The sequence below is a fragment of the Pseudomonadota bacterium genome, assembly GCA_039714795.1.
Taxonomy (GTDB): domain Bacteria; phylum Pseudomonadota; class Alphaproteobacteria; order JAGOMX01; family JAGOMX01; genus JBDLIP01.
Genome location: JBDLIP010000119.1, coordinates 1 through 5,172 on the forward strand (window position 1 = coordinate 1; position 5,172 = coordinate 5,172).

A 5,172-nucleotide genomic window follows, 5' to 3' on the forward strand; every position below is an offset into this window, starting at 1 on the left:
ACTAAAATGCTGTCAAGAACTATTTTGAAAAAAATGCAACTTTTTTTGAAATGTGGGGCATCTATTATGGGGGTACCCGGAGATATGGAGAAGATACCGCAGCGTCCTTTGGGTAACCATGTTTAATGAACGATAATAACATAGATAGAGAGGTAACGGGAGTCACCTCTCTACCTCTAGTCTTTTGCGGTCATCGGCGTCTCCGCCTGTACCGCACTATTATCTTAAACCAACAATGTATCAAACAGGAAGTACTATTTCTGCAATGAAAAGCCAATATTAGAAAATTGCCTTTAACCGCAAAAAACTAGTTTTTAATAGACGCGCTTCGCGCGAATTAATTTATTGGGGCTCTGCCCAAAACCCCGAGATATTTATAAAAAGCCTAGAGGTTATTAGTTTACGAGATAACAAAACCGGACATTTTTAAATTGCTAGAATCCTGAACTCCCAACATAGTTACAATTTCCGGGAATTCAGGATCAAACAGCGATACGAAAGAGGATCCTAAAATATGACCAGCTCGACTCAGGGTCAGAATTAACCCTTTACCCAGATCAAGAATCTGGCTATAACCAAGAGTTACAAACTGTTGCAGACAATGCTGGGCATCTTCTTGAGTGTATAGAGGCAAGGCTGGATGGTGTTTTGTATAACCATAACGATTGGCTCTGCGGGCATCTTCTTCATGCAAATACCCACTATCAGGCAAGAGAATAGCACATAAATCAGCAGTGGCCTCAGAACAATATATGGGCCCTGTAAAACCCTGCCGTACCAACAACGGCACATATCCAGAGTGATCAATATGCGCATGCGTTAACACCACTGCATCGATAAATTTTGGATCTAAGGACAACGCATGCCAATTGCGCAAACGCAATTCCTTATGCCCTTGAAACAAGCCACAATCAACAAGAATTTTTTTGTTGTTGTGGGTGACCAGAAACTTTGATCCGGTTACCGTTCCTGTGGCTCCTAAGAATGTGGTCTCCATGGATAGCCTCCTTCGACTAACTCAAGTATAACCACAAAACACTTCATAATTTGCTAATGGGGGTAGGAAATGGACTTTTATACCACCCTTATACTACCCTTATACTACCCTGGCCAAAGTCAACACCCGAACCTGCCCAGCACCAGCGTCAAGCAACGTCCGGCTGCATTCCTCAATCGTTGCCCCCGTTGTATACACATCGTCAACCAACACACAGGTTTTTCCCAATAGCCGCGCGCGGGCTCGCTTAGGCACGCAAAACGCACCTCGGACGTTTTGCAGGCGCTCCAAACGGGTGCGTTTACCCTGAGAGGGTGTGGCTTTACGCCTTTTCAGAGCGTGATTATCTTTGACCACGTCCATCAGCTGTGAAAGCGCATTGCTCAAAAGGGCAGCTTGGTTGTAACGCCGCATCAACAGACGGCTCCAGTGCAACGGCACCGGTATTAGCACATCCGCATCTAATAATACATCTTCTCCCACCTTGGCCATCCATTGGGCAAAGATCGGAGTTCCCCACAAACGATCGCTATGCTTGAATCCGAGAACTAATGATTTGCTATGATCATCATAAACCAAAGCTGAACGACACATCTTGAAGACTGGATTTTTCTGACTGCAAAATACACACAGGCTTTGAGCTCCCACCTTATACTCAAACGTCAACCCACAACGAACACAATAGGGCTGACTGATAAAATTTAATTGCGGCCAGCATGTCGCACAAAGCGTTCCTTGCTGTTCAACAGGGGTTAAACATACCAAACATCGCACCGGTAAAATAGTTTGCCGCACCCCTTATGCACTCAAGGGTAAGTCAGCATCGACTCGCTCGGGCGCGACATCTTCGATGGTGAGCTGCACCGAGTCCCGCCCTTGCCAGCTATTGATGCGCAAGGTGCCGGCAACGTGGCATACCGCACCATTTGAATTGAGCAAAAATTGTCCTAATTCTGTATCAGCGGAGCGAAAAGCAATGCCAGAAAGACGTTTGCCGGCAAAATCGGCCAACTGACAGCGGACATGATCAGTGCCAACAAGATCTGCTTTAATGATACGCATCCGACCAAATCCAAAACGCGGGGTGGGATTGCCTATGCCAAAGGGCCCGAGACGTTCAAGACTCAAGACCCATTTGAGGGTGGCTGCCTGCGGTGTCAACACCCCATCCAACATGAACTCTTGCGGCGCATCCATAACTGTTTTGTTGAGGCGCTGGGCAAAAAATTCGCACAGGGCAGAAAATTTTTCCATGCGCACCGTAAAGCCAGCAGCCATAGCATGTCCACCACCGGCAACCAACAAGCCCTTCTCAACAGCTGCTTGCACCATGGTTCCCAAATCAACGCCAGTAATGGAACGGCCTGAAGCCTTGCCAAGGCCTTGTTCATCTTGGCTAATGACACAAGCGGGCCTGTTAAATTTCTCTTTTAATCGGCCCGCCACGATGCCAATCACACCTGGATGCCAATTATTGCCAGACACCATTAAAATTGCAGCATCTTTTTGCAATTCAGCTTGCCTAATAGCCTCTGCCAACACGCTTTCTTCGATCTCTTTGCGTTTTTCATTAAAGTGATGTAACCGCTGCGCGATCTGGGTTGCTTCTTGAGGATCTTCGCTGCACAACAGCCGTGTTCCTAAATTGGCTTCTCCAACTCGACCGCCAGCATTAATCCTTGGCCCTAGCACAAAGCCTAGGTGATAGGCCGTAGGACGCTCACGAATGCCAGCGACATCGGCTAAAGTTTTCAGGCCCAAATTTTGCCGCTGGCTTAAGATCTTCAACCCCTGATGCACAAACACCCGATTTAGATCTTTTAACGGCATTACGTCGCATACTGTGCCGAGTGCTACTAAATCTAGCAATCTTCGCAGATCTGGTTCTGGGCGAGTTTCATACCACCCTGCTTTGCGCAGAGCGCGATTGATCCCCACAGCTAGTAAAAAACTAACGCCTACGGCTGCTAAATATGTGAAAGGACTCGACTCATCAAGTCGATTTGGGTTAACCAGCGCCACTGTGTCGGGAAGTTTGACGGGACCAATGTGATGGTCAATGACAATCACCTCTAATCCATTTTGCTTGGACTCACCCAAGACTTCATGCGCACTGGTGCCACAATCCACAGTAATAATGACTTTAACGCCTTGGCTTTGCAATTTGGCAAAGGCTTCGCGGTTGGGACCATAACCTTCTTCGATTCGGTCGGGAATATAGGTCTGGACTTTACCTCCCACTTGCCTTAAAAACCGCCATAAAAGTGCTGACGAGGTTGCCCCATCGACATCATAATCACCAAAGATTGCAACTTGCTCTCCGGACTGAATCGCCTTGACAATACGCCCCACAGCAGTGTCCATATCCAACAAGTGGGAAGGATCGGGCAGTCCTTGCCTTAATGTGGGATTCAAGAAATCGTCAGCTTGTTCTAAACTAACACCTCGCGCTGCTAACAGGCGTCCCAGCGCATCGGGAAGACCAAAAGCTTGCGCCAGGGCCAATGCCAAACGCTCTTGAAAGGGACGGATGCACCAACGTTTTTTCGAAACTGATTGTTCTACCCTTAAGGCTGTTTCGTAAGACATGGGTTTTCTCCTTTATTTTTTTAAATTGATGGGTTAAGCAACTCTACCCATCGCCAAAAATTTTTCTCTCCTGTGTTGCTGTAACTCAACAGCACTCATCGGAATCAATTCTGATAACGCATTTTCGGTCGCCTGCCCCACTCGTTTGATGGTTCTTTCTGCATTACGATGGGCACCACCTAAAGGCTCGGTGATGATTGTATCGATAATCCCCAGTTTCAATAAATCTTTAGCTGTTAGCTTAAGGGCAGCTGCGGCCACATCTTTTTTATCCCGAGTGCGCCATAAAATAGCAGCACAACCTTCAGGAGAAATTACTGAGTATACAGCATGCTCAAGCATATGCACCCGATTACCAACAGCAATGGCAATAGCACCACCAGATCCTCCCTCACCCGTAATTGTTGAAACAACTGGAACTTTTAAAGCCCCCATGGTTTCTATGGAACGGGCAATGGCTTCTGATTGACCGCGCTCTTCAGCTTCCAGCCCTGGATACGCGCCAGCCGTATCCACCAGTGTGATAACCGGTAGCTGAAAACGATCTGCGAGTTCCATCAACCGTCTGGCTTTACGGTACCCTTCAGGTAGCGCCATACCAAAGTTGTGTTTGACCCGATCTTCGGTATTGCGCCCCTTTTGGTGCCCCATAATGACAACCGACGTACCACGAAAACGCCCCAATCCACCTAAGATCGCTTGATCATCAGCAAAAGCTCTATCTCCCGAAAGTTCAACAAAATCTTCCAAAAGCATTGCAACATATTCTTTAAAATTAGGCCGCTCTGGGTGGCGAGCCACTTGCACCTTTTGCCAGGGCGTAAGCTTACCATAGGTGCTACGCAACAATTTTTTGATTTTGTGGTCGAGCCGTTTAACTTCGTCGGCAATGTTAATGTCACCAGTATCAGAAAGGCTGCGCAACTCTTTGAGCTTACCCTCCAACTGGTACACATTTTTTTCAAAATCCAACGGCATCATCATGATGACTTAATCCTATACAAAAAGACATATTCCAAGGGAGTTGTACAAGATTAAAAGGTTCAGGACAAGGGGATAGTGTATTGAGTGCAGGGCCACCTCTACCATATTGTTTGCCAAGCATAAAAATCGACCGGTTTTATTTTGAATTTAGCAATATTTCCCTCATGTAATAGCAATAATTCTGTCTCTACCACTTCAATAAAACGTGCTTGATCGCTTTCAGGAATGTGTTTTTGCGCCCAATCATTAATATTATTATTCGCAATTTTCTTTGACTGTTTTTTGTCCACTACTTGTCTGATAATATTCCTGATGTCAGCATCATAATTTTCAATAAAGGGATCCGGATCCATCAAATAAGCCCTTGCTTCAGAGTACCTTAAGGTGGAACGTTCATAAGCCCAAACAAAAACATCTAGCAACAAATCAACTCTATTTATACCCGTCCTGGGCATAAATTGCGATTCAGGGTCCATTTCCAACCCAATCATTTTCAACTAATTTAACCTGAGTTTTGGATAAGAGGTACTTTGATCCGTCTTGGCCGTCATGCCGGAAGCCGATTTTGTCCAACGCTGCCTATGTGCCCATGATAGTGGGCA

General features: G+C 46.2%; 5 protein-coding genes. All 5 read right to left on the reverse strand.

Annotation, left to right across the window (positions count from 1 at the left end; all coding sequences use genetic code 11):
• Positions 1–400 precede the first annotated feature (400 nt).
• Positions 401–997, reverse strand: a complete 597-nt coding sequence (locus tag ABFQ95_07490; protein ID MEN8237363.1) for an MBL fold metallo-hydrolase — start codon at positions 995–997, stop codon at positions 401–403.
• Positions 998–1,096: 99 nt separating this feature from the next.
• Positions 1,097–1,792, reverse strand: coding sequence for a ComF family protein (locus ABFQ95_07495; GenBank protein ID MEN8237364.1), 696 nt, complete (start codon positions 1,790–1,792; stop codon positions 1,097–1,099).
• Between the two features lie 3 nt (positions 1,793–1,795).
• Complete coding sequence (gene recJ / locus ABFQ95_07500; protein MEN8237365.1) at positions 1,796–3,586, reverse strand: single-stranded-DNA-specific exonuclease RecJ; 1,791 nt, start codon at positions 3,584–3,586, stop codon at positions 1,796–1,798.
• Positions 3,587–3,619: 33 nt separating this feature from the next.
• Positions 3,620–4,567 carry an acetyl-CoA carboxylase carboxyltransferase subunit alpha gene (locus ABFQ95_07505; protein MEN8237366.1) on the reverse strand — a complete coding sequence of 316 codons (948 nt, stop codon included), beginning with the start codon at positions 4,565–4,567 and terminating at the stop codon, positions 3,620–3,622.
• Positions 4,568–4,668: 101 nt separating this feature from the next.
• A complete protein-coding gene (locus ABFQ95_07510; GenBank protein MEN8237367.1) occupies positions 4,669–5,046 on the reverse strand; it encodes a hypothetical protein in 378 nt (125 codons plus the stop codon).
• Positions 5,047–5,172 lie beyond the last annotated feature (126 nt).